The organism is Rhizobium brockwellii (assembly GCF_000769405.2).
GTDB lineage: Bacteria > Pseudomonadota > Alphaproteobacteria > Rhizobiales > Rhizobiaceae > Rhizobium > Rhizobium brockwellii.
Genome location: NZ_CP053440.1, coordinates 949,276 through 971,705 on the forward strand (window position 1 = coordinate 949,276; position 22,430 = coordinate 971,705).

At 60.4% G+C, this 22,430-nt stretch carries 19 protein-coding genes; 8 read left to right on the forward strand and 11 right to left on the reverse strand.

Translation table 11 applies throughout. The annotated features are described in order from the left end of the window. Window positions 1-76: 76 nt before the first annotated feature. The 4 genes from RLCC275e_RS28035 to RLCC275e_RS28050 are packed head-to-tail and all read right to left on the reverse strand — an operon-like array spanning window position 77 to window position 3,545. Window positions 77-1,030 (reverse strand): dihydrodipicolinate synthase family protein, encoded by a 954-nt coding sequence (locus RLCC275e_RS28035; RefSeq protein ID WP_017996301.1) that lies wholly within the window; start codon window positions 1,028-1,030, stop codon window positions 77-79. Beyond that, window positions 1,027-1,983, reverse strand: coding sequence for an SMP-30/gluconolactonase/LRE family protein (locus RLCC275e_RS28040; protein ID WP_033183259.1), 957 nt, complete (start codon window positions 1,981-1,983; stop codon window positions 1,027-1,029). Before RLCC275e_RS28040 ends, RLCC275e_RS28035 begins: the two co-directional genes overlap by 4 nt. Next, entirely contained in the window at window positions 1,980-2,810 is an 831-nt protein-coding gene (locus RLCC275e_RS28045; protein WP_033183258.1) for an NAD-dependent epimerase/dehydratase family protein, read from the reverse strand. Before RLCC275e_RS28045 ends, RLCC275e_RS28040 begins: the two co-directional genes overlap by 4 nt. 21 nt (window positions 2,811-2,831) lie before the next feature. Then, window positions 2,832-3,545: a FadR/GntR family transcriptional regulator gene (locus tag RLCC275e_RS28050; RefSeq protein WP_026157590.1), complete on the reverse strand. Its 714-nt coding sequence runs from the start codon at window positions 3,543-3,545 to the stop codon at window positions 2,832-2,834. Window positions 3,546-3,859: 314 nt separating this feature from the next. Here RLCC275e_RS28050 and RLCC275e_RS28055 point away from each other — a divergent pair, with 314 nt between their 5' ends. From RLCC275e_RS28055 to RLCC275e_RS28080, 6 genes are all read left to right on the forward strand, one after another. Further along, window positions 3,860-5,797, forward strand: a complete 1,938-nt coding sequence (locus RLCC275e_RS28055) for an ABC transporter substrate-binding protein (protein WP_012755519.1) — start codon at window positions 3,860-3,862, stop codon at window positions 5,795-5,797. A gap of 123 nt (window positions 5,798-5,920) precedes the next feature. Further along, entirely contained in the window at window positions 5,921-6,907 is a 987-nt protein-coding gene (locus RLCC275e_RS28060) for an ABC transporter permease (protein WP_003562632.1), read from the forward strand. A gap of 9 nt (window positions 6,908-6,916) precedes the next feature. Next, window positions 6,917-8,038, forward strand: coding sequence for an ABC transporter permease (locus RLCC275e_RS28065; protein WP_003562630.1), 1,122 nt, complete (start codon window positions 6,917-6,919; stop codon window positions 8,036-8,038). A gap of 7 nt (window positions 8,039-8,045) precedes the next feature. Continuing rightward, window positions 8,046-9,767, forward strand: a complete 1,722-nt coding sequence (locus RLCC275e_RS28070) for an ABC transporter ATP-binding protein (protein ID WP_033183257.1) — start codon at window positions 8,046-8,048, stop codon at window positions 9,765-9,767. Then, window positions 9,764-10,975, forward strand: coding sequence for a mandelate racemase/muconate lactonizing enzyme family protein (locus tag RLCC275e_RS28075; protein WP_033183256.1), 1,212 nt, complete (start codon window positions 9,764-9,766; stop codon window positions 10,973-10,975). The genes RLCC275e_RS28070 and RLCC275e_RS28075 overlap by 4 nt, the downstream gene beginning before the upstream one ends. A 12-nt stretch (window positions 10,976-10,987) precedes the next feature. Further along, window positions 10,988-12,175 carry a galactarate dehydratase gene (locus tag RLCC275e_RS28080; protein ID WP_033183255.1) on the forward strand — a complete coding sequence of 396 codons (1,188 nt, stop codon included), beginning with the start codon at window positions 10,988-10,990 and terminating at the stop codon, window positions 12,173-12,175. A gap of 184 nt (window positions 12,176-12,359) precedes the next feature. On the opposite strand, the gene RLCC275e_RS28085 is transcribed toward RLCC275e_RS28080, so the two are convergent. The 7 genes from RLCC275e_RS28085 to RLCC275e_RS28115 all read right to left on the reverse strand — a co-directional run bounded on the left by RLCC275e_RS28085 (window position 12,360) and on the right by RLCC275e_RS28115 (window position 19,984). After that, the gene (locus tag RLCC275e_RS28085) at window positions 12,360-12,932 is read right to left on the reverse strand and encodes an NADPH-dependent FMN reductase (RefSeq protein WP_033183254.1); all 573 of its coding nucleotides are present in this window, start codon (window positions 12,930-12,932) and stop codon (window positions 12,360-12,362) included. 78 nt (window positions 12,933-13,010) lie between these two features. After that, window positions 13,011-13,676: a nitroreductase gene (locus RLCC275e_RS28090; RefSeq protein ID WP_033183493.1), complete on the reverse strand. Its 666-nt coding sequence runs from the start codon at window positions 13,674-13,676 to the stop codon at window positions 13,011-13,013. Window positions 13,677-14,083: 407 nt separating this feature from the next. Beyond that, entirely contained in the window at window positions 14,084-14,437 is a 354-nt protein-coding gene (locus RLCC275e_RS28095; protein ID WP_033183253.1) for an ArsR/SmtB family transcription factor, read from the reverse strand. Window positions 14,438-14,636: 199 nt separating this feature from the next. Beyond that, window positions 14,637-15,329 (reverse strand): response regulator transcription factor, encoded by a 693-nt coding sequence (locus tag RLCC275e_RS28100; RefSeq protein WP_033183252.1) that lies wholly within the window; start codon window positions 15,327-15,329, stop codon window positions 14,637-14,639. Between the two features lies 1 nt (window position 15,330). Then, entirely contained in the window at window positions 15,331-15,708 is a 378-nt protein-coding gene (locus RLCC275e_RS28105; RefSeq protein WP_003550117.1) for a response regulator, read from the reverse strand. Between the two features lie 2 nt (window positions 15,709-15,710). Next, window positions 15,711-16,352, reverse strand: a complete 642-nt coding sequence (locus RLCC275e_RS28110) for a response regulator transcription factor (protein WP_033183251.1) — start codon at window positions 16,350-16,352, stop codon at window positions 15,711-15,713. After that, entirely contained in the window at window positions 16,349-19,984 is a 3,636-nt protein-coding gene (locus tag RLCC275e_RS28115) for a PAS domain-containing protein (RefSeq protein ID WP_033183250.1), read from the reverse strand. The genes RLCC275e_RS28110 and RLCC275e_RS28115 overlap by 4 nt, the downstream gene beginning before the upstream one ends. A gap of 351 nt (window positions 19,985-20,335) precedes the next feature. Between RLCC275e_RS28115 and RLCC275e_RS28120 the strand changes: the two genes are divergently transcribed. Both RLCC275e_RS28120 and RLCC275e_RS28125 read left to right on the forward strand, forming a co-directional pair. Continuing rightward, on the forward strand, window positions 20,336-21,088 hold the full coding sequence (locus RLCC275e_RS28120) for an SDR family oxidoreductase (protein WP_033183249.1): 753 nt from the start codon (window positions 20,336-20,338) through the stop codon (window positions 21,086-21,088). 736 nt (window positions 21,089-21,824) lie between these two features. Further along, on the forward strand, window positions 21,825-22,157 hold the full coding sequence (locus tag RLCC275e_RS28125; RefSeq protein ID WP_082229833.1) for a hypothetical protein: 333 nt from the start codon (window positions 21,825-21,827) through the stop codon (window positions 22,155-22,157). Window positions 22,158-22,430: the final 273 nt, after the last annotated feature.

Below are 22,430 nucleotides of genomic sequence, written 5' to 3' on the forward strand. Positions count from 1 at the left end.
TCCGGAATTACGTAAAAACAAAGGGTTAGAGCGGCTCTGCGCTTCCATGAAAAGTTGAGCCGCTCTCGTGTTGAACTCAGCCGGCCGCCTTTGCGGAATCCTGCTGGTGTGGACGGATCTGGTTGTTGCCGGCGGCATCCCAGCCCCGAAGCAGCCGATGGAGTTCCTCGCGATCATGCCGATCGAGCAGCGGCAATCCCGGCACGCGCACGGGGCCGACATCGAGGCCGGAATAGGTGACGGCCTCCTTGACGACAGTCACGTTCGCGCCATTGCGGAATTTTGTCCGCATCCTCTCGAATGGTTCAAGCTGGTTGACGATAGCCCTGGCCGCGCCGAAGTCTCCTCTTTCGAGCGCATTGTGAACGGCAAGCGACAGATGCGGCGCAACATTGACGAGGCCGGATGTGAAGCCGCGCGCACCCGCAGCCGTAAATGTCGGCGCCCAGCTCTCCGCCAGGCCGCAGACGAACAGTGCGCCGGCCGGATCGGCCGCAGCGATCGCTCTGGACAACAGCATCAGATCGGTCGTGGCAAATTTGATGCCGGCAATATTGCCGTGGTTTGCGAGACGAATGATATCGTCGACGCCGAAACCCTCTGCCCTGACATAGGCGACGAGCGGCAGGGTGGAAGCATCCGCAAGATTGCAGAAATAGTCGATCTGGGCCGCAGGTGCTGCGAAAGGATCGACGGGCTGATGAGACATGACGGCGGATGCGCCGATCGTCGCCGCATCTTTCGCCATGCCGATCGCCTCGCGCAGCGACCGGCCGATTGCCGCCGTCACCGGCGCCTTGCCGTTGACGCCTGAAACCGCCGCCTCATGGACGATCCTGATTTCCTGCGGCGTCAGAGCATAGAATTCCCCGGTATTGCCGGCAGCGACGATGTTGTGAATGCCGGCTGCCGCCACCCGCTCATAGACTTTCGCCGTGATCCGTGGTTCGACTTCACCTTTGCCGTCATAGGCGGTGACGGGAACACCCGATACGCCTGTAAGCGCCTTGCGCATGGTTGCGATGCTCATCTTTCTTCCCCGTTATCTTTCATCAATCCGCCGTCACCCGAAGGGTGATCGGCCGCTGCCATCCCGGAGGGATGATTGGCCCCGAAGCGAAACGGCGGCAGGCCCTCTGCATCCACGTCGAAGGCGATGACCTTCCCCGCCTCGAAACGTCCGGTGCGGTCTGTCGACAGGCTCGTGACGTAGAGGGTGCGCAGATTCGGCCCCCCGAAACACGGCATCGTCGGTGCAGCGACCGGCAGAATGTAGATTTCGACGATGTCGCCTTCAGGCGAAATTCGGTTGAGGCGACCGGCGGAAACCCCGGCGCTCCAGTAGAACCCGTCACGATCGGTTGTCGCTCCATCCGGCCGACCCTCGTCTTCCGTGAAGCTGCGGAGCCGGCGCCCATCGCCGAGGTCGCCCGCATCAGGATCGAAATCGAATGCCTGCAGGAAGCATTGCCGGCTGTCGGAATGATACATCCGCCGGCCGTCCGGCGACCAGGCAAGGCCATTGGAGCTCGTCAGTTTCGTGGCCACGGTCCGGGTGCTGCCGTCGGCGCCCACGCGGTAAAGTGCGGCCTCATCGATCTGCGGCTTGGATTCACTGATCGAGCCGATCCAGAAGTGCCCGTCGGGACCGACCTTTCCATCGTTGAGGCGGCAATTGATGTCGGGTCCGACCGGATCTGAAACAAACTCGAAATCTCCGGAGACGGGATCGAAGAGATGGACGCCTGTCTGGAGCGCCACGACGATCCTTTGATCGCGGCAAAGCCCGAGCGCGCCGATGGCCGCCGGCATGTCGAAGCGGTCGATCTTTCCTGAAGCCGAGAGCCGGACGAGCGCCGGCGCCAGAATATCGACGAACCACAAAGTGCCGGTCTCGTCGTCCCATACCGGCGATTCACCAACCGTCAGCGGCTGCTCAATCACGGAGCGGACGTCCGGGCGGATGATCCGAGGCGCCGTCATTCAACCGTCTCCAGGCTCTTGGCCAGACCCTCGGCGTCGCGCATGCGGATGGTGCCGTCGTGATTGATCTCACAGAACCCGCCTCCCTGGAACGCCAGCGCGACCGGCCCTTCGGATCCCTCTTCGATGCGCGCGTGATCGCGCGGCCGGTCCTGTGGCTGGTAACCCAATCGTGCCGCCAGACCGTTGTCCCACCAGATCTCCTCGGCATCAGAAACGCCGTAGACCACCGTTGCTGCGATCAACGGGTGCGACAGGCCGATCCTGACCAATTGCGCCAGGTCTCGCGCGCTGATCCAGATCGCAACGGATCGCTCGCTGTTGGGATAGGTGCCCGCATTGCCGATGCGGATGGAAAGAGAGCGAATGCCTGATGTGTCGTAATACAGCCCCGCCACAAGTTCGCCCCAGCATTTGGAAAGTCCATAAGGGCTGTCGGGGCGCATCGGATCGAGCGGCGACACGAGCTGGCCGCGCGGATAAAAGCCTGTGGCATGGTTGCTCGATGCATAGACGACCCGCTGGACCTTGTTGGTCCGCGCTGCTTCGTAAAGATTGTAAGTTCCAAGCACATTCGCGTGCAGAATGGCGTTCATGTCGATGCCGCTTGCGATACCCGCCAGATGGACGACGCCGTCGATATCCTTCAGCGCAGCCGTCGCCTCGTCGAGCTTTGTAAAGTCGGCCCTGACGAAAGTCTCGTTTTCGGCAAGCCCTTCAGGCTCCTGCAGATCGATCAGGATGAGGTGCTCGAAATGCGACCGAAGAAGCGGGCGCAGCAGCGTCCCTACACGTCCGGCAGCACCCGTCACAGCGACCCGTTTCATCGTCTCTCCTCCCATTATCGCTCAAACGCCCTGGAACATCCGGGCGCGAGCATTCAGTATGTGTGTCTTCATCGCATCGTGCGCCTCGGTTTCCCGGTGCGCGAAGATCGCCTCGACGATCACCGCATGCTCATCCTGGACGCTGCGGATCTGCTCTGGCGTCCGCTTCAAGCTCAAGCTTCGCGTAACGGAATGCCCGATGGCGAAATGCGGCTTGAACCACTCGCGCAAGGTGATGTGGAACTGGTTACCGGTCGCCATGGCAATTGCATCATGCAGAGCCTGATCCTCTTCGGCGCCAAGCTCCCCGTCGCGCAAACATTGCTCGATCGAAAGAAGCGCTGCCATTATTCGCTCCCTGTCGTCCGGCTGCCAGTTTCGCGCCGCAAGCTCCGCCGCCTCGGCTTCGAGACCGGCGCGAAATTCGAAGAACCGCTGGACATCGGCCAAGGAGCCGACCGGTACCATTTTCAGCATCGACGAATCCGGCCTTTGCCTGACATAGGAACCGGAACCCTTGCGCGAAACGACCAGCCCATCGGCTCTCAAGCGTTCGAGCGCTTCGCGCACGACGGGTCTCGATGCGCCGAAATCAGCGGCGAGCTTCGTCTCCGGCGGCAGTCGTTCGTTCACCGGAAAGTTGCCGTCGGCGATCATCCCCACGATCTTTTCGTAGATGATGTCGCTGAAGCGCGTTGCGCCCCTGTTCGAAACGGCATCGACCGCGAATGTCACCATGGTCCTTTTCTCTCAACGCCGCGTGCGCCGGGTCAGCGGCCGCACCTTAGCTGTTGCCGGCCATGTTCAGGGCGGCGCACAGCATCTGACAGATTCAACGTTTTTCGTCCTGTAGACCGCATTTCAGCGGCACAAGGTCGCATTTCAATGCAGTATGGCTACAAAATTTGTAATTATCTGTCAACTCTTGTAATCATTTGAGAACGTGTCTATGGTTTCGCTCGTAGCGCCGAGGAGGGCGTCAGCGTCGGGTCGGGAGCCCGACGCATCAGCCGGCGCAAGGCTGCGCCGGCGCAAAAGGGAGGAATTCGATGGCCAAAGAAATACTGTCGCGTGGCGTCACCCGCCGCGCCGTGCTTGGTGGCATGGCTGGTGTCGCGGCGCTGTCTATCGCCGGTCGCGTGTCTGCCGCAGGTGGCGAAGCGCCGGCACTTGCGCAACTCGCCAAGGACGGAAAGCTGCCGCCGCTCGCCGAGCGCCTGCCGAAAAAGCCGATGGTCGTGACGCCGTTCGAGAAAGTCGGCACCTATGGCGGTTCGCTGCGCCGCGGCCTTCGCGGTTCATCCGACCATAACGGCATCCTGCGTATGGTCGGCAACCAGAGCCTTGTGCGCTGGAACCTCGACTTTACCGCCGTGCAGCCGAACCTTGCCGAACGCTGGGAAGTCAGCGACGACGCAACACAATTCACGTTCCATCTGATCGAAGGCGTGCGCTGGTCGGACGGTCATCCCTTTACGGCCGATGACGTCGTTTTCGCGATCGAAGACTGCGTCAAGAACACCGAGCTCTACAGCTCGACACCGGCGCAGCTTGCGGTCGCCGGCAAGCCGGTGACCGTCGAGAAGATCGACGATTACACGGTGAAGTTCACCTTTGCCGCGGCCAATGCGCTTTATCTGGAAAACCTCGCCACACCGCTTGGCCAGCATCCGACGCTGTTCCCGAAGCATTACTGCAGCCAGTTCCTGCCGAAATATAATCCCAATATCGAGGCCGATGCGAAGAAGGCCGGCGTCACCAGCTGGACGGAGCTGTTCCGCAGCCGTTGCGGCGACATCGAGATCCCATCGCGATGGGGCAATGTCGACAAGCCGACGCTCGATCCATGGGTGGTCAAGGAGCCTTATGCCGGCGGCGCGACACGCGTCGTCATGACCCGCAATCCTTATTTCTGGCAGGTCGATACCGAGGGCAACCAGCTCCCCTACATCGATGAAATCAACTTCGGCATCTCGCAGGACGTCGAATCGCTGATGCTGAACGTCATCTCCGGAAAGATCGACATCCAGGAGCGTCACATCAGCGTTCTCGCCAACAAGCCGACGCTGTCCAAGAACATGGAAAAGGGCGACTATCGGTTGCTGACGCTCGTGCCTTCAGCCTCGCAACAGTGCCAGATCTACTTCAACATCACCCACAAAGATCCTGCCATGCGCAAGATGTTTGCCGACAAGGCGTTCCGGCAAGCGCTCTCTATCGGCATCAATCGTCAGGAGCTCATCGACATCGTCTATTTCGGACAGAGCGAGCCCTACCAGGCAGGGCCGCGTCCGACCCATCCCTGGTATAACGAGAAATACGCGCGCCAATTCACCGAATTCGACGCCGACAAGGCAGGCGCGATGCTCGACGAGGCCGGCTATAAGAAAGGCGGCGACGGTTTTCGTCTCCGGCCCGACGGCCAGAAGGTGTTCTTCTCGATCGACGTCATTCCGACGCTCTATCCCGACCTCGTAGATGCCCTGGAACTGGTCAAGGCGCATTGGGCTCAGATCGGTGTCGACATGAAGGTCAACACGATCGAGCGGGCGCTCTATTACACCCGCGGCGACGACAACGCCCATGACGCGGCGGTGTGGCCAGGTCCTGGCGGTCTCGATCCAATGCTCGATCCGCGCGATTTCTTCGCCTTCCATCCGCAGGGTTCGCGTTACGCCATTCCGTGGACGCTTTGGTACACCTCCAACGGCGCACGCGGCGAAGAGCCACCGGAAAGCCAGAAGAAGCGCATGAAGCTCTTCGATGAAGCGCGTTCGACGGCCGATCTCGACAAGCGCGGCGCGATCATGAAGCAGATCTTCGACATCGCGGCCGAGGAATTCGAGACCGTCGGCCTTTGCCTTGCCGTCGGCGGCTTCGGCATCATCCGCAACAATCTGCGCAATGTTCCCGAGAAGGAGCCGGATAGCTGGTCCTGGCCCAATCCCGGCCCGGCAATGCCGCAGCAATTCACCTTCACGAGCTGATTTTCGTCATAAGCGCCGTGCCATCAGGTGCGGCGCTTTCTTTCAGTTCGCTCTCCGAGATGTCTTGCCGGTCCTGACGGCCGACAAGGCCCGGAGGGCGGCGTTCAATGCAAGAGGCGCCCTATGCTGGTCTTCATCGCCAAACGCTTCCTATGGATGATCCCATCGCTGTTTGCCGTCAGCTTCCTGGCTTTCGTGCTGATCCAGCTGCCGCCGGGCGATTATGTCACGACCTATATTGCGACGCTGGCAGCCTCCAACGAGATCGTCGATCAGAACACGGCGGCGCAATTGCGCGAGCGCTTCGGCCTCGGCGACCCGATGCTCGTCCAATATTTCAAATGGATATGGGGCATTCTCACGCGCGGCGATTTCGGCATCTCCTTCGAATGGCAGCAGCCGGTCTCTGACCTGATCTGGGAGCGCATGGCGCTGACGCTCGTTCTGGCTCTGTCGACATTGATCGCCACCTGGGCAATCGCGCTGCCGATCGGCGTCTATTCCGCCGTACGCAAATATTCGATCGGCGACTATTTCTTCACCGCCTTCACCTTTTTCGGCCTGGCCGTTCCGTCCTTCCTGCTGGCGCTGGTGCTGATGTATGTCGCGGCGGTCGAATTCGGACAGGATGTCGGCGGGCTCTTTTCGCCGGAATACGAGAACGCGTCCTGGAGCTTCGCCAAAATGGTCGACCTCTTCTCGCATCTCTGGCTTCCCGTCATCATCCTTGCCGTCTCCTCGACGGCGAGCCTCATCCGCGTCATGCGCGCCAACATGCTCGATGAATTGCCGAAGCCATACGTGACCACGGCACGGGCAAAAGGTCTCTCAGAGTTCCGGCTGCTGATGAAATATCCGCTGATGATCGCCCTCAATCCGTTCATCTCGACGATTGCCTGGCTGTTGCCCAACCTCATTTCCGGCTCGGTCGTTGTCGCCATCGTCCTCAATCTGCCGACGGCCGCACCTTTGCTGCTGCAGGCACTGATGGCCCAGGACATGTATCTCGCCGGCGCCTTCGTCCTGCTGATCTGCGCGCTGACGCTGATAGGCTCTCTGATCAGCGATATTCTGCTTGCGCTGGTCGATCCCCGCATCCGGTTGGAATAGGAGCCCCACGTGGCCGACATCACCGTTACAAACATTCCCCCGGATCGTGCCGCCGTTGCATCGCAGTGGCAGCTCATCTGGTGGGCTTTCCGCCGGCACCGGCTGGCCATGGTGGCGCTCGTCGTCACCGTGCTGATGTATATCGTTGCCCTGCTTCCCGGCTTCTTCGCCATCAACGATCCGTACCTGCAAAATGCGCGGGCGACCTTTCACCCGCCGCAGAAATTGCATCTGATCGATACTGAGAACGGGTTCTCCTTCGGCCTGCATTATTATCCGATGAAGCTGGCCCGCGATCCGGAGACGCTGGCCGCCATCTACAAGGAGGACACGACAAAACGTGTCGACGTCCAGTTCTTCGGGCGCGGCTATGAATATTCGGTGTTCGGCCTGTTCAGGACCAACATCCATCTGATCGCCTCGCCCGACAAGACGACGCCGCTGCTTCTCTTCGGCGCCGACAGGCTTGGGCGCGATGTTTTCAGCCGAACGGTGCAGGGTTCGCAGATCTCGTTGTCGATCGGCCTCGTCGGTGTCTTCTTCTCGTTGATGCTCGGCATCGTGCTCGGCGGCATCTCGGGATATTACGGCGGCCGCATCGATTTTTTCCTGCAGCGGGTGATCGATTTCGTGCTGTCACTGCCGACGATCCCGATCTGGCTGGCAATGGCCGCGGCCCTGCCGCAGGATTGGCCTGCGACGCTGCAATATATGATGATTACGATCATCCTGTCGCTGACCGGCTGGGCACAGCTCGCCCGCGTCGTTCGCGGCCGCTTCCTCTCTTTGCGCACCGAGGAATTCGTCGCCGCCGCCAGGCTCGACGGTGTTCGCGAAAGGCGCATCATCTTTCGCCACATGTTGCCGAGCTTTGCCAGCCATATCATCGCGTCGATCACGCTTGCGGTGCCGGCAATGATCCTTGCCGAAACCTCTCTCTCCTTCCTGGGGCTCGGTCTGCAGCCGCCGACCATCTCCTGGGGCGTGCTTCTGCGCGAGGCCCAGAACATTCGCTCGATCGCCACCGCGCCATGGCTCTTCATGCCGGGCTGTGCCGTCGTGGTCGCCGTGATGGCGCTCAACCTTCTCGGCGACGGCCTGCGCGATGCGGCCGACCCCTACAACAAATGAGGCCGGCATGACCGATTTCGTTCCCACTGCCGGCAAGCCGCTGCTCCAGGTGAAAAATCTGACGGTCGAGTTCCCTCTGCGCACCGGCGTCTTTCGCGCGGTCAGCGATCTGTCTTTCTCGATTGAGCCGGGCAAGACGCTCTGCGTCGTCGGGGAAAGCGGATCCGGCAAGTCGGTGACGGCGCGTTCGATCCTGCAGATCGTCGATGCGCCCGGCCGCATATCCGGCGGATCGATCATACTGAACGATCAGAACGGCGGCTCGATCGATCTGACCAGCCTCAATCCGCGCGGGCGTCAGATCCGAGCGATCCGCGGCCGCGACATCGCCATGATCTTCCAGGAGCCGATGTCGTCGCTGTCGCCGATCCACACGGTCGGCAACCAGATCGTCGAGGCGCTTCGCCTTCACACCAGGATGAGCAAGGCAGAGGCGCGCGCTGAAGCCATATCGCTGCTCAAGCAGGTCGAAATTCCCTCGCCGGATAAAGCGCTGGACCGATATGCCTTTCAATATTCCGGCGGGATGCGCCAGCGCGCGATGATTGCCATGGCGCTCGCCTGTAAACCGCAGCTGCTGATCGCCGATGAGCCGACCACGGCCCTTGACGTGACGACCCAGGCCGAAATTCTCGACCTGATCGCCCGGCTGCAGAAGGCCAAGGGCATGGCCGTTCTGTTCATTACGCATGACATGGGCGTCGTAGCGCAGATAGCCGACGATGTGCTCGTCATGCATAACGGCGTCGCCAAGGAATATGCGCCGGTCGAGCAGATCTTTCATGCGCCGAAAGACGACTATACCCGGATGCTGATCGGCTCGGTGCTGAAGCTGGAAGCAAAGGCCGAAATCCGGCTGGCCCGCCCGCCGCTCGACACGACGGCGCCACCGATCCTCGAACTCCGCAATGTATCGATGGATTTCGGCGAGGTGAAAGCGCTGGACGATGTGTCCATTTCGCTTCTGCCGGGAGAGACGCTCGGCATCGTCGGCGAGAGCGGATCCGGCAAGACGACGATGGGTCGCTCGATCATGCGGCTGATCGATCCGACTTCAGGCGAAATCCTCTATCGCCGCGCCGACGGCGACATCATCGATCTGGCAACGGCAAAAGGTCAGACGCTCGCCGCCGCAAGGCGGGAATTGCGAATGGTATTTCAGGATCCTTTTGGCTCCCTCAACCCACGCATGACCGTCTCCCAGATCATCGGCGAGCCGCTACTCGTCAATGGAGTCGCAAAGGGGCGGGCGCTGGAGGAGCGCGTTTGCCATCTGATGGAGCAGGTTGGCCTCGATCCGAGGGCGCGCGAACGCTACCCGCACGCCTTCTCCGGCGGCCAGCGCCAGCGCATCGGCATTGCCCGCGCCATCACGCTCAATCCGCGCGTCATCGTTGCCGATGAGGCTACCTCGGCGCTCGACGTCTCGGTGCGCTCGCAAGTGCTCGATCTGTTGATGCGCCTGCAGGACGAACTCGGGCTCGCCTATATCTTCATCAGTCATGACATCGGCGTTATCCGCTACATGTGCGACCGTGTCGGCGTCATGTACAAAGGCCAGCTCGTCGAAATCGGCGATGCGGAGAAGGTCTGCCGCACGCCCGAGCACGCCTATACGCAGGCGCTCATATCAGCGATCCCGCGCCCCGATCCGCGTGACCGCGACCATTCCAGGCGTTTCCGCTACGTCGCGCCGGACATTTTGAAGAATGGAAGTCTTCAGAGATGAAAATCACCGGAATCCGCACTTTTCTCATGCATGTCGGTCAGCCTGATCCCGCGAACTGGGCTTCCGACCAACGGTCCAGCAGTGGCGCCTCGAAACAGTTCGGCGGCACCAGAAACTGGCTCTTTCTGAAGGTCGATACCGACGAGGGCATCACCGGCATCGGCGAATGCTCAGGGTGGCCGCGCGTCGTCGAGACGGCGATCCATGATCTCGCCCCACTCCTTATCGGCGAAGATCCGGCCCATACCGAACGGCTATGGCAGAAGATGCATATCGCGATGATGGGCCATGGCATGCTCGGGACGGTCGGAGGCGGTGCGATGACCGGCATCGACATGGCGCTATGGGACATCAAAGGCAAGGCGCTCGGTGTGCCGGTCTGGATGCTGCTCGGCGGCAAGATGCGCGACCGGATCCCGATCTACTCGCATGCGAATACGCCCGAGCGCGCGCTTGCCATCAAGGAACGCGGCATAAAGGCGATCAAGTGCGGCGGTGTCGCCGATCCGGTCCGCAAGGTCGCCGCGCTGCGTGAGGCCGTCGCAGACGACATGGATATTGCTATCGATCTGCATGGACCGCCATGGCTGACACCGGCGGATGCCTGCCGGCTGGTACGGGCGCTCGAACCCTATGAATTGATGTGGGTGGAAGATCCGATCGCGCCGGAGAATATCGACGGCTACCGTCGCATCCGCGACGCAGCGCATGTGCCGCTTGCCGCCGGCGAGCGCTTTGCGACCGTCTTCGGCGAGCGTGAACTCATCGAGAGGGAACTGGTCGACGTGATCCAGCCGGACACCGGCCGGGCCGGCGGCATCACCCAGATGAAGAAGATCGCTGCCATGGCCGAGGCGCATCATATTCAGATGGCGCCGCATTCGGGCTCGCTCGGGCCGGTGGCGGAATATGCGGCTTTGCATCTGCTTGCGGCGATCCCGAACGCGCTCATCCTCGAGCGCCTCGACGACGACTGGGACGGCCGCCGCCAGACGATCGTGCCGCATCCTGAGCAGGTCGATGGCTTGATCGCCGTTCCTGATGGCCCGGGACTTGGCTGCGATATCGACGAGGCCTTTGTGGCGCGCTTCCCCAGCGAGGGCAATGTCTCGGTGCCGCAAAGTGCTGGCGCCTACAATCCCGGAACCGACAACGAGCATCTCTACGTGCAGACGCGCCAGTCGCGCCGCAGCTATTTCAATCGCTAGAAGGACAGAAAGATGAAGATCGACCGCATGCGGGTTTTTATGACCCGCGACAAGGACCGTCCCCGCGTGATCGTCGCGCTCGACACCGATGACGGGCTGACGGGCTGGGGCGAATGCTACAATCACGGCCCCGACAAGGCGCTTCCGCCGCTCTTGGATTATCTCTACGAATTTCTGTCCGGCCAGGATCCGACACGCGTCGACTATCTCGTCAATCTGTTGATCCAGCAAAGCCGGTTCCCGCCGGGCGCGCTCGGCCTTGCCGCGATCTCCGCGCTCGATCATTGCCTTTGGGACCTTGCCGCCAAGGCGGCGAACGTGCCGGTCTACAAGCTGCTGGGCGGCGAGGTGCGCGACCGCATCAAGGTCTATGCCGGGGTCTACACCGCACCGGATGCGCCGGCGGCCCGCGACGAGTTCGATCGTCTGAAGGAGGGGTGGGGTTTCACCGCCTTCAAGCTCAGCCCCTGGCGGATCGACATGCACTCCAATCGCTGGGGTAATGTCGTGAAAGCCTCGGCGGATTATTTCCGCTCGCTTCGCGAAACGGTCAATGACGAATACGAAATCGCCTTCGATGCCCATGCGAAGATTTTCGAGCCGATCGCCGCTCGCCAGCTCGGCAATGCGCTGGCGCCTTATGATCCGCTGTTTTTCGAGGAGCCGCTACGTCCTGAAAATATCGAGGCCTGGGGCGATCTGAAACAGGGGCTCAACTGCACACTTGCGACCGGCGAGTCGCTCTACAACAGAAACGAGTTCCTCCGCCTGCTGCAGGTCAAGGGCGCCGACCTCATCCAGCCTGACATCTGCGTGGTCGGCGGCATCAGCGAAATGCGCCGCATCGCGACACTTGCCGAAGCCTTCTTCGTCGGTGTGGCGCCGCACAACCCGATGGGTCCGCTTGCGACGGCGGTCAACGTTCATTTTTCGGCGGCGGCACAGAATTTCCGCATCCTCGAATACCGGCTGCCGAAGGGACAGGCCTACGTCTATGGCGGCCTCGATATCGAGAAGCGGGAGGGGGAAACCCGTTACGTCGTCGATCCCTATCTGCCGAAGGACGGCTATCTGGAGCTGCGTCCCGACCGGCCGGGCTGGGGCGTCGAAATGGACGAGAAGGCGATGGAGGAAGAAGGTTACATCCATTGGCAGCGACGCGTGCCGAAGCGGCCCGACGGCTCCTACGCATTCGCCTGAGGGCATTGCGCGCTTTAAAAACAGAAGCTGGCCGCCCGGATGGACGCGGCCAGCTCCCGCAGGGCGACGCTTCTAGAGCATGATGCCGAAAAGTGTGAGCGGTTTTCGGGTGACATCATGCTCTAACTATTTAATTTAGAACAGGATTCAAATTTTAGGCCGACCGGCCTAAAATCATCCTGTTCTAGGCATCTTTCGGCAGCACTGAGCGAACCCTTGCGATGAAGACATGGAAGTCCTGCATGAACGTGCGAAGGAAATCGGCGGTGGTGTATTTCGTGACCTCGCCGTCATCGGTGATCAGCCCCGGCGTGAACTGGATGTAGGCTTCCGGGGCATTCATCTGGGGAGAGTTGCAGAAACTGAGCACACTGCGCAAATTCTGCTGGGCGACTGCTGTGCCTATCGCCCCCGGCGACGTGCCGATCACCGCGGACGGCTTACGTGTGAACGAGTTGGTGCCGTAAGGACGGCTCGCCCAGTCGATTGCATTTTTCAGCCCGCCGGGTATGGATCGATTGTATTCGGGCGTGACGAATAGCACGGCGTCGACGGCCGCGATTGCCGCCTTGAATGCCTTGCCAGCCGGAGGGTAGTCGGCGTCATACTCGTAGCTATAGAGCGGCAGGTCCTTGAAGGATATCTCCAACATTTCAAGTTCCGGCGGGGCAAGCCGCACCAACGCCTTGGCGAGCTTGCGGTTGATCGAGCCCTTGGCAAGGCTGCCGATGAGATAGCCTACTTTATGCGTGGTCATGGCGTTCTCCAATATCTCGCATGATAAGGGACGTATTAGGATCACAGAAGGGGGTTCCTGTCCTTTGATCGCAAGTCACTAATCGCCGAGGAACGTAACCGTCTCGCCGAGCGGGGCGCGGCCTGTCCGGGCGTAACTGACCGTGGGGTCCTCGTAGCCGATCGACATGCCGCAGAAGAGGATGAGCCCGTCCGGGGGTGAGAGGACCTCGGCGACCGTCTCGCGAACCTGCGACCACGCCATCTGCGGGCAACTGTGCAGACCTTCGGCGCGGAGCAGCAGCATGATGGTCTGCAGATACATGCCGACGTCGGCCCATTGGGGTAGGCCGAGGTCACGGTCGATGTAGCAGAACAGGGCGGCGGGCGCGCCGAAACAGTTCCAGTTGGCGATTGCTGCCCGCTGGCGCGCCTCCCAGTCCTCGCGCGCAATGCCGAGCGCGCTGTAGCGCTCCTTGCCGAAGGCGGACCGGCGCTCCCCATAAGGGGGCTTCAGCTCGTGCGGGTACATCTCGTACTGCCGCTTGTCCCAGGGGTCACCATGGGCGACGCGCTCGACGGCGGACGTCTTGAGCTCTGCCAGCAATGCGCCGGTCATCACGTAGGTATTCCACGGCTGGATGTTCGATCCTGACGGCGACCAAGCTGCGGCGGACAGCACACGCTCAAGCACCTCCCTCTCCACAGGCTCGTCTTTGAACCCTCGCACCGACCGTCGACTTTTGACTGCCTCATATACGTCCATGATCGCCTCCATGGCGCCGGCCGTTCGTTACGTCCATAGTCATGGCCGCTTCCTCCTGACTGTTCCGTTCCTGATGTGATTCATTATCTCCATTCGCAATGGAGGCGTAATCACACCGTGGTCTAGGAGGCGTACATCAAACGTACATCAGGGATCGATGCATTCGAGGGGCATGTGGGCGAGGCATCGCGGGACTCCCGCGCCACGGAATCCCGGCCTGGAATTACGCCCCTGAACGGCCTCAGCTTGGCTTACGCTCAAGCCGTAGTCATCTCTTTCAAAACCGCTCTCTTCGCCATTACGCTGCTCTTCGTTGCCGCGGTACCGATTCTGAGTTGCCTACAAGATCATCCTCAGCAGAATTGGACGCCGATCGTGAGCCGCAAGAGCAACGCTTCGTCATTTCGTCAGGTGCCTACGGCTTGGGCACGTTCTACTGGGGGGCGAGGATGCCATCCGAAGATGTCGGCGAGCGTATCGAGCATCGCGGTGGCTGCTGCGGATTGAAGTGAATAGTAGATCGTCTGGGCAGCCCTTCGCGTCTGCACGAGTTCCTGTTCTCGAAGAATTGCCAAATGCTGGGACGTCGAAGATTGGCTCAATCCCACTTCGTCGGCCAGGACGCTCACGGACATTTCTCCTTCGGCCAACAGATGCAGAATGTGAAGCCGCTTGGCATTCCCCATGGCCGACAGGAAGTTTGCTTCGTTGTCGAAGGCGTTGGTTTCAGGGGAAGGCGCGGCTGACGATTGATTGTTCAAGGCGAGATCTCCTTTGGGGAACCAAAGCCGGGGCAACAGGTCATATCCCCGAGCTTTAATTTAGAGATAACGCATGGGTGCGGGGCCGAAACCCATTATCGGCGCCGCATCGTCTTTTCCGGCGCGAATCGGATACGGCGCGCCTCAAATGGACAGCGGCGGCAGATCATGTTCAAGATCGGCATCCTTCGCCTATAAGCTAGCGCGGGCCGACCTGGCGCATTTGTGGGGGCAGTGTTTCCCAGGCCCGGATCAGTTCGCCGATGGACGCGGCCTCCATCTTGTGCATGACATTGCTGCGATGCAGTTTCACCGTCACTTCACTGATGCCGAGATCAAAGGCGATCTGCTTGTTGAGGCGGCCGCGCGCCACCTCATGCAAAACTTCGCGCTCGCGCTGCGTCAGCGTCTCCAGGCGCTTGATGTTGCGCTCGGCGATCGCGGCTTCCGCCCGTCGTTCGGCATCCATCGCAATGCCTGCAGTCACCGCGTCGAGCAGCGTCTGGTCCCGCACCGGCTTGGTGAGAAAATCCACGGCGCCGGCCTTCATCGCCTGGACGGTCATCGGGATATCGCCATGTCCGGTCAGGAAGATGATCGGCTTGGAAATGCCGTTTTCGGCCAGATGGCTCTGCAGATGGAGGCCGCTTGCGCCCGGCATGCGCACATCGAGGATCAGGCAGCCGGGGCTATCCAAGATATCGGCATCAAGCAATTCACGGGTCGAAGCAAAACTGGTCGACTGGAAACCCGCCGACAGGATCAGCTCCGACAGTGCCTCGCGAACCGATGCGTCGTCATCGACGATAATGACAAGCGGCTGGCCCTCATCATAACTGCACTGCAATGATAACGGCGCCGATCTCCGCAGCAACGGCTGGTCAACTCTCATGTCACCCTCCATCTGTCGATTTATGCAAAGCGTTGGCAATGGCCGCCAGCAGGGCCTGGGCATCGAAGGGCTTGCGGAAAAATCCACTCGCGCCTTGGGCGCGTCCCTGATCCGCTATCTCGTGGCGGCCCGTGATCATGAATACCGGCAGCTCCGGACGTGACTTCCTCACGAGGTCACGAAGTTCGAAGCCGTCGATGCCAGGCATTCCGATATCGGTGATGAGCAGGTCGAGGTCCGACAGCCCGTTGACGAGCAGTGAGCCCGCCGACGAGAAGCTGCGGGCCACATAACCTGCGGATTCAAGAAGGTCGCCCATCGATTCAAGCAGCCTTGGATCGTCATCGACAATTGCCACGACGTGTCTTGTCTTGTTCATGTTCAATTCCCTCCCACTCGGCGCGAGTGGGTTATCGGTATTTCCAATCTCTCCGCGATCCGGACGAGATCGGCGAGTGATGCCGCCGCCATTTTCTGCATCACATTTCTTCTGTGGATTTGCAGCGTCACTTCGCTGATCCCCAATTCGGCTGCTGCCTGCTTGTTGAGAAGTCCGCTGACGACCAGCGGCAGCACCTCGCGCTCTCGTGGCGTCAGGTCGAGATAGTGTCGCCTCAGCATATCGACTTCGGCGCGTTGCGATCTCTTTTCCCGATCCTCAGCGAGCGCCGCGTGGATTGCTGCCATCAGGTCCGCATCGCTAAAGGGTTTGGTCAGGAAATCCACCGCGCCGTGCTTGATCGCACGCACCGAGGAGGGAATGTCGCCGTGACCCGTGATGAAGACGATCGGCGGATGATCCCTGTCGGCGATCTGTCTCTGCAGGTCGAGGCCGTTGATGTCAGGCAGCTCGATATCGAGGATGAGGCAGGCGGGCAAATCCGGTTTCTCCGCTTTCACGTAGTCGCCGGCCGATTCGAAGGTGATGGCGCGCATGCCGTGCGAGTCCAGCAGCTCGCTGAGCGCTTCCCGAACACGTTCATCGTCATCGACGACGAAGACGATATGGTCATCACCCGTCATGACGCCACCTTCGTTTCTATGGGCAAGGTGAAGAGCAACGTCGCTCCGTGCGGATTGTTCTTCTCGGCCCACAATCGTCCGCCATGCAGCTCGACGATCGAGCGGCAGATGGCCAGCCCCATGCCCATGCCGTTTTCCTTCGTCGTAAAGAACGGCTCGAACATCTTTTCGGGAAAGTCGATGCCCTGTCCGCGATCGCTGATCTCGGTCTGGAGGATATTCCCGATCTGGCGCACGCGGATTTCGACGACCCTGTCGCCTGTCGTGGCGTCCATTGCCTCGATGCCGTTGCGGATGAGATTGATCAGAACCTGCTGGATCTGGACGCGGTCGATTGCGATCGGCGGAAGGGTGGGGTCGACCTCCACCTCCATCCGAACGTGACGACGCCAGGCCTCGTCGGCCATGAGGTTGCGGGCTTCGTTGACGATACCGGAGAGCGTCGATGAGATCCTCCTGTCTACGGATTGCTTGAACAGAGCGCGAATGCGGCTGACGACATCCGCCGCCGAGTTGGCATCCCGGATGATGCGCTCGACCGTCCTCTGTGCCCGCTCCATATTCGGCGGCTCGGCCATGAGCCAGCGCTGGCAGGCATGTGAGTTCGCCACGACGGCCGCAAGCGGCTGGTTCACCTCGTGGGCGATGGAGGCTGAAAGCTCGGCCAGGCTCGCCACCTGGCTCGCCCGTGCAAGACCCTCTCGCACTCGACGCAGATCTTCCTCCGCGTGAACCTCACCGTCGATATCCAGGCAGATTACATTCCACTGGACGATGACGCCTTCGGCATTGCGCATCGGTGCCGCGCGCGTCTCGACCCAGCGATATTCACCATCGTGGCGCCGCAGACGGTGCCTACGCGCATAGGGCTCGCCAGAGGACAACGAATGGGCATAGTTTTCTTTGACACCTGCCACATCGTCGGGATGAACACCGGCATCGAGTGTGCCGTCCAGCCGGGTTTTGCCTGTTCCATCCAACTCATCGAGATTATAACCGAGGAAGTCACGCAGTTGCTGGCTGCGATAGATCGGTTCTCCATCAGGTGCTGCGCAATCGATCATTGCCGGCAGCGTTTCAACGAGCTGCCAGAGCGATCGTTCTCTCTCCCGCAGTGCCTCTTCGACGCGCAGTTGATCGTCGATGTCATGCGATAGACCATACCATTGGACGATCCGGTCGCTCTCGTCCCGCAGCGGCTCGGCACTGCCTTTCACCCAGCGATAGACGCCATCGGCACGCCGCAGGCGATATTGGCTGGAGAAGCGCTCGCCGGTGGCGAAGGAATGGTTAAGCGCTTCTTCAAGGGTCGCCGCATCGTCGGGATGGACGGCGGCCTCGATGAGAGCCGCCAGCCGGCTCATGCCCGGCCTGTCCATATCCGCCATCTCAAGACCGAGAAAATCGATCAGGCGCTTGTTGAAGAAGGTTGGAGCGCCTTCCGGATTGAGCCGCCAGAGCAGGCTGGGAACCATATCGACGAGTTGCGAAAGCTCCCGCTCCCGGTCGCGTAGCGCTTCCTGCGCGCGCATCTCATCGTCAATGTCGACTGAGATCACATACCATTGCATGATTGCGCCAATTTGATCACGCAGCGGTTCCGCGCGACCGTCGACCCAGCGATAGGCACCGTCGACGCGACGCATGCGATATTTTATCGAGAAAGGTTCGCCGCTGGCGAGGGAATGGTGGATCGTCTCCAGCACCATTGGGGCGTCGTCGGGATGGATGAGGGTACCAATGACCGCCGCCAGCCGGCTCATGCCCGGCCTGTCCATATCCCCTACGTCGAGACCGAAGAAGTCGATCAGTCGCTTGTTGAAAAAGACCGGCTCGCCCTCCGGCGTCAGACGCCTGATCTGAACCGGGACCATGTCGACGAGCTGTGAGAGTTCGCGCTCCCGATTGCGCAACGCCTCCAGCGCGCGTACCTCTTCGTCGATGTCGAGAGAAACGCCATACCATTCCGCGACCGTTCCGTCATCGTCGCGCCGGGGCTCCACACGGCATTCCGCCCAGCGGTAGACGTCATCCTTTTCGCGCCAGCGAAATCGCATCGCAGAGCCGTCGCCGGTTTCGAAGCAGTTCCTGAGCGTGCGCTGGATATCGGGAGCGTCTTCGGGATGAACTAGCTGCTGCAGAAGATCGTCGATACGCAGTTCACCGAGAGCGTCAAAATTGGCGATTACGGAGCGGAAATGATCCTGATATCGCTTATTGAAATAGAACGAGCCGCCGGTGGGCTCCACACTCCAGATGCGGACCGGCACGGCGTCTATGATCTGCTGGAGCTGTTGTTGGCTTCGCCGCACAGCATCCTCGGCATGGACCTGATCGTCGATGTCGTGACAAAGGCCGTACCACTGGACGATGCGCCCCGACTGATCCCGCATTGGTTCGGCACGGCTCGACATCCAGCGATAGAGGCCGTCGGCACGGCGCAGGCGATAGCGCATGGCAAAGCTGCCGCCGCTGACGAGACAATGACGAAGGGCGTCTCCGAACCCCGCCGCATCCTCGGGGTGGATGGTGGCCTCTAGAACCGCCTCCAGCCGGCTCATGCCGGGCTTGTCGAAATCCGCCACATCGAGACCGAGGAAATCGATCATTCGTTTGTTGAAGAAGGTCGGCTCGCCTTCAGGCGTCAGGCGCCAGACGTGGCTCGGAACCATATCCACGAGGTGTGAGAGCTCCCGCTCCCGTTCGCGTAATGTCCCCACGCTTTGGCGCAAAGTGAGCACCGCCAGCTGATGCTGACGGGATATGGCGGCGACAATCAGCGCCGAAAATGCCGAGATGGCCAGAAACAGCTGCAGCATGATCTGATTGTGTTTCTGGGATTCGGGATCGCCGGCAAATTGGCTGGCGCCTGTTATCGTGAATACCGCCGTGATCAAAGCAAGCAGAGCGAGCGATACGGCGGCGCCCTTGAACTCGAAACGGACCGCCGCCCAAAGAAGAGGCGGCATGATGATATATGCGAAGGGAAGGTAGCCGCTCAGTGAAAGAGCCGCGACACCGAGAAAAATCAGCCCCAGGACGCAGGCTTCCGTCCATTGCGCGGCCGAGAGCCGGGTCTTGCCGCGCCAGCTTTGAAACACAACCAGTGCCAGCGGCGCTACGATCAAGACGCCGGTGGCGTCTCCGATCCACCACAGAGGCCAAGCTGTGGAGAAAGACTGCGATTGTATGCCAAACCACGCCAGTGTCGCACTTCCCACGGTCGCACTGACCATGGGCGCAATCCCGGCGCCCAGTACGACAAATGCGAAAACGTCTTGCAAGGTTTCCAATCGAACCGGCCGCGTCAAGGTCCGGTTGACGAGCCATGCCCCGGCCATCGCTTCGAGGGCGTTACCGATGTAGATCAGGAAGGCCGCAGGCGGCGGACTGCCGAACCACAAAAAGTTGCTGAACAGTTCGGCCAGGCAGCCCCCCAGCACCCACCAAGGCCAGCTGGAGCCGGAAGCGAGGACAAGTGTCGCGATGAAAAGTCCGCTTGCAGGCCAGATAGAAATACCTGTTCCAGGGACGATCGCGAGCGACTGGGCAAATCCGCAGGCCAGCACATAGGCCGCGATGAAAAGCCCCAGATGCAGGGGGCGAGGGCGGTGTGACCAGACGCTCAGCATCAACTGCTCCTGCCGGACAGAGAAAACCGGGGGATCGTCAGCATTTCCTGCAGTAGTCGTTGTCGATTTCGGGGCTGGCGAGCTCATGTTGCGAAGCGTAATCCCGCCGCACCACAACCGCAACTCATGGAAACCCATGCATTGCGGCGCAATGTAGCCGGAATTTTCGGACGAACGACGGATCGGAAGACTGTTCTGTTTTCGCGACGGCGCATCCTAGACTTCAGACTGGTTTCGCTATCCCCTACGGCTAGGGCACCAGACCTCAGGCACGATGGAAGGCGTTCGACTTTCCGGTCATTGTCGATCTGCGTGAGGCATTGCAGTAGACATGCAACAGAGGATGCCGATATGAAAGTCACCGTGGTGGGAGCAAGCGGTCTGATCGGAACGCGGCTCAGCGAGAAGTTGCGCCGATCGGGCCACGATGTCGCGGCCGCATCATTGTCGCTTGGCGTCGACACGGTTACCGGCAAGGGACTGGACGTGGCGATGGCGGGAACCGAAGTCGTTGTGGACGTGACCAATGCCGCATCGTTCGGTGACGGTTCGGCGCTCGATTTCTTCAAGTCGTCGACGAAGAATTTGCTCGCAGCTGCGGCGCAAGCCGGCATCCGGCACTATCTCGCACTCTCCGTCGTCGGCACGCCGCGCCTCGTGGAGAGCGATTATTTTCGCGCGAAAATGGTGCAGGAAAATCTCATCCGGGCTTCAGGTCGACCCTATACGATCCTCCGCTCCACGCAATTTTACGAGTTCATAAACGGATTGATCGACATCGGTGCGGAAGGCAATGTCTTTCGATTGCCATCGGCGTTGATGAGGCCGGTCGCAGCCGGGGATGTCGCTGCATTCCTGGCGCAACTGGCAGCCGGCGCTCCCTTGGGCGATGTCGTCGAAATCGGCGGCCCGGAGCAGTTCGGCATCGATGAAATCGCCCGGATCTATCTCGCCGCGAACGAAGACGAACGCCAGGTGATAACCGATCAATCCACGTCGTATTTTGGCGTCGAACTGACCGACGACGCACTGATTCCCGGCGCCGGTGCGCGCATGGCGCGCCAGACGCTTTCCGACTGGCTCTACCAGTCGATGGGGGAGTAGGCCGTGCGGCTTTTCTTCCGGCCGGTAGGAGACTTAAAATTGCCCCGCCACAGAACGTTCATCTGGCTGCGATTAGAACCCTCAAAGGCTCACCGCAATCTTTAAATCGAGATGAACGGGGGTTTCAAGGCTTGCCCCTGAAAGATTGGCGGCGGGTACAATAATGAGCGAGCATATTCCGTGTCGGTTGAGCAGCGTTTAACCCAGCCGCCTAGATCAGTGTTTCGGGGATGCCCCAAGGTTGACAAAAAGACATCCATTGCCGATCTCTATCTGGGTCAGAAGGTCGGCCCTTACCTCTTCGCCAACAACCGCTTTTATGTGCCGCCACTTTTGGCTCTTCGGATGTGCGGGCACCGGTACGCCTTCTCGCAAGAACAGCGTCACTTCAGGAGCTTCATCTGATTTGTAGATGCAAATTCTCAAAGGCTCACATCCCTGTTAACAGCAAATATTGTGCACTGCAAAACGCGGGATGGCAAACATTCATTTGCCGGCTACGTCAACGTTGGCCGGTTTAGACCCTGATCCTGAGGCGCACCCTGCCGCCCGATGCTGAGGACGGCGTCCGTCGGAAGGTCGAGGGGCGCGACGCTGGAGGTTCGGATGTTTTCAGCTAAGTCGCCGGGGTTCATCACCTCGAAGCATTCGAGAAACCTTTATGAAGCTCAGGGTTGAACTCATCGCACCCCGCTCCAAATCCCGTCGGCAGGAGTCGAAAGGAGGGCAGGCGCACATGGGCAACGCACAGGTCGATCGGGTCGGTCGAGTGAGAGCAGGCTTGGGTTTCATTCTCGTCCTCGTTTCCCTGCTGTCCAGCCCTCAATCCTTCGCCGGACCCGCCGATATCGGCGGCCTGACGGTGACTCTGCCCGACCCTGCCTCAGGCTGGAGGAAAGCCGGCAAGGGGCCGGGCACCAGCGAACGCTATAAGCTTTCCGGCTACCGTCTCGACCTGACCGATACGAATGGCAAGACGGAAAGCATGAGCATATTCGAACCGGACAAAGGTTTCGATGGGCTTCTGGTGATCAACGGCAACAACTACCTGAAGGACGACGGAAAATAGAGAGGCAGCATCCAGGCTATTGACGAATTGGATTTATCCGGGGAATTTCTTGAATTTCCGGCTGGCTTGAAAGTCACCCGTGCTGTCTACCATTTCGAGCCATTGCGATGGTTCGCATCGCCTGAAATCGGTCTCATGTCTCCGGCCGTCTCGGCGGGCCGAAACGGGCGGCTTGGTTAATCATTTGTAAATTGGTAACGAATCGAGGCATATAGTAACTGCGCAACTGAAGCGCTTTCGTTCAAAATTGCGCAGTTATTTGGGAAAAAGATC

Excerpts from the sequence above, each read along its gene's own strand:
- RLCC275e_RS28070 (WP_033183257.1), top strand. The coding sequence starts at position 8,046 with ATGACCGATTTCGTTCCCACTGCCGGCAAGCCGCTGCTCCAGGTGAAA.
- RLCC275e_RS28035 (WP_017996301.1), bottom strand. The coding sequence starts at position 1,030 with ATGAGCATCGCAACCATGCGCAAGGCGCTTACAGGCGTATCGGGTGTT.
- RLCC275e_RS28105 (WP_003550117.1), bottom strand. The coding sequence starts at position 15,708 with ATGAACAAGACAAGACACGTCGTGGCAATTGTCGATGACGATCCAAGG.
- RLCC275e_RS28060 (WP_003562632.1), top strand. The coding sequence starts at position 5,921 with ATGCTGGTCTTCATCGCCAAACGCTTCCTATGGATGATCCCATCGCTG.
- RLCC275e_RS28120 (WP_033183249.1), top strand. The coding sequence starts at position 20,336 with ATGAAAGTCACCGTGGTGGGAGCAAGCGGTCTGATCGGAACGCGGCTC.
- RLCC275e_RS28040 (WP_033183259.1), bottom strand. The coding sequence starts at position 1,983 with ATGACGGCGCCTCGGATCATCCGCCCGGACGTCCGCTCCGTGATTGAG.
- RLCC275e_RS28125 (WP_082229833.1), top strand. The coding sequence starts at position 21,825 with ATGGGCAACGCACAGGTCGATCGGGTCGGTCGAGTGAGAGCAGGCTTG.
- RLCC275e_RS28075 (WP_033183256.1), top strand. The coding sequence starts at position 9,764 with ATGAAAATCACCGGAATCCGCACTTTTCTCATGCATGTCGGTCAGCCT.
- RLCC275e_RS28115 (WP_033183250.1), bottom strand. The coding sequence starts at position 19,984 with ATGCTGAGCGTCTGGTCACACCGCCCTCGCCCCCTGCATCTGGGGCTT.
- RLCC275e_RS28090 (WP_033183493.1), bottom strand. The coding sequence starts at position 13,676 with ATGGACGTATATGAGGCAGTCAAAAGTCGACGGTCGGTGCGAGGGTTC.
- RLCC275e_RS28100 (WP_033183252.1), bottom strand. The coding sequence starts at position 15,329 with ATGAGAGTTGACCAGCCGTTGCTGCGGAGATCGGCGCCGTTATCATTG.
- RLCC275e_RS28045 (WP_033183258.1), bottom strand. The coding sequence starts at position 2,810 with ATGAAACGGGTCGCTGTGACGGGTGCTGCCGGACGTGTAGGGACGCTG.
- RLCC275e_RS28055 (WP_012755519.1), top strand. The coding sequence starts at position 3,860 with ATGGCCAAAGAAATACTGTCGCGTGGCGTCACCCGCCGCGCCGTGCTT.
- RLCC275e_RS28110 (WP_033183251.1), bottom strand. The coding sequence starts at position 16,352 with ATGACGGGTGATGACCATATCGTCTTCGTCGTCGATGACGATGAACGT.
- RLCC275e_RS28080 (WP_033183255.1), top strand. The coding sequence starts at position 10,988 with ATGAAGATCGACCGCATGCGGGTTTTTATGACCCGCGACAAGGACCGT.
- RLCC275e_RS28085 (WP_033183254.1), bottom strand. The coding sequence starts at position 12,932 with ATGACCACGCATAAAGTAGGCTATCTCATCGGCAGCCTTGCCAAGGGC.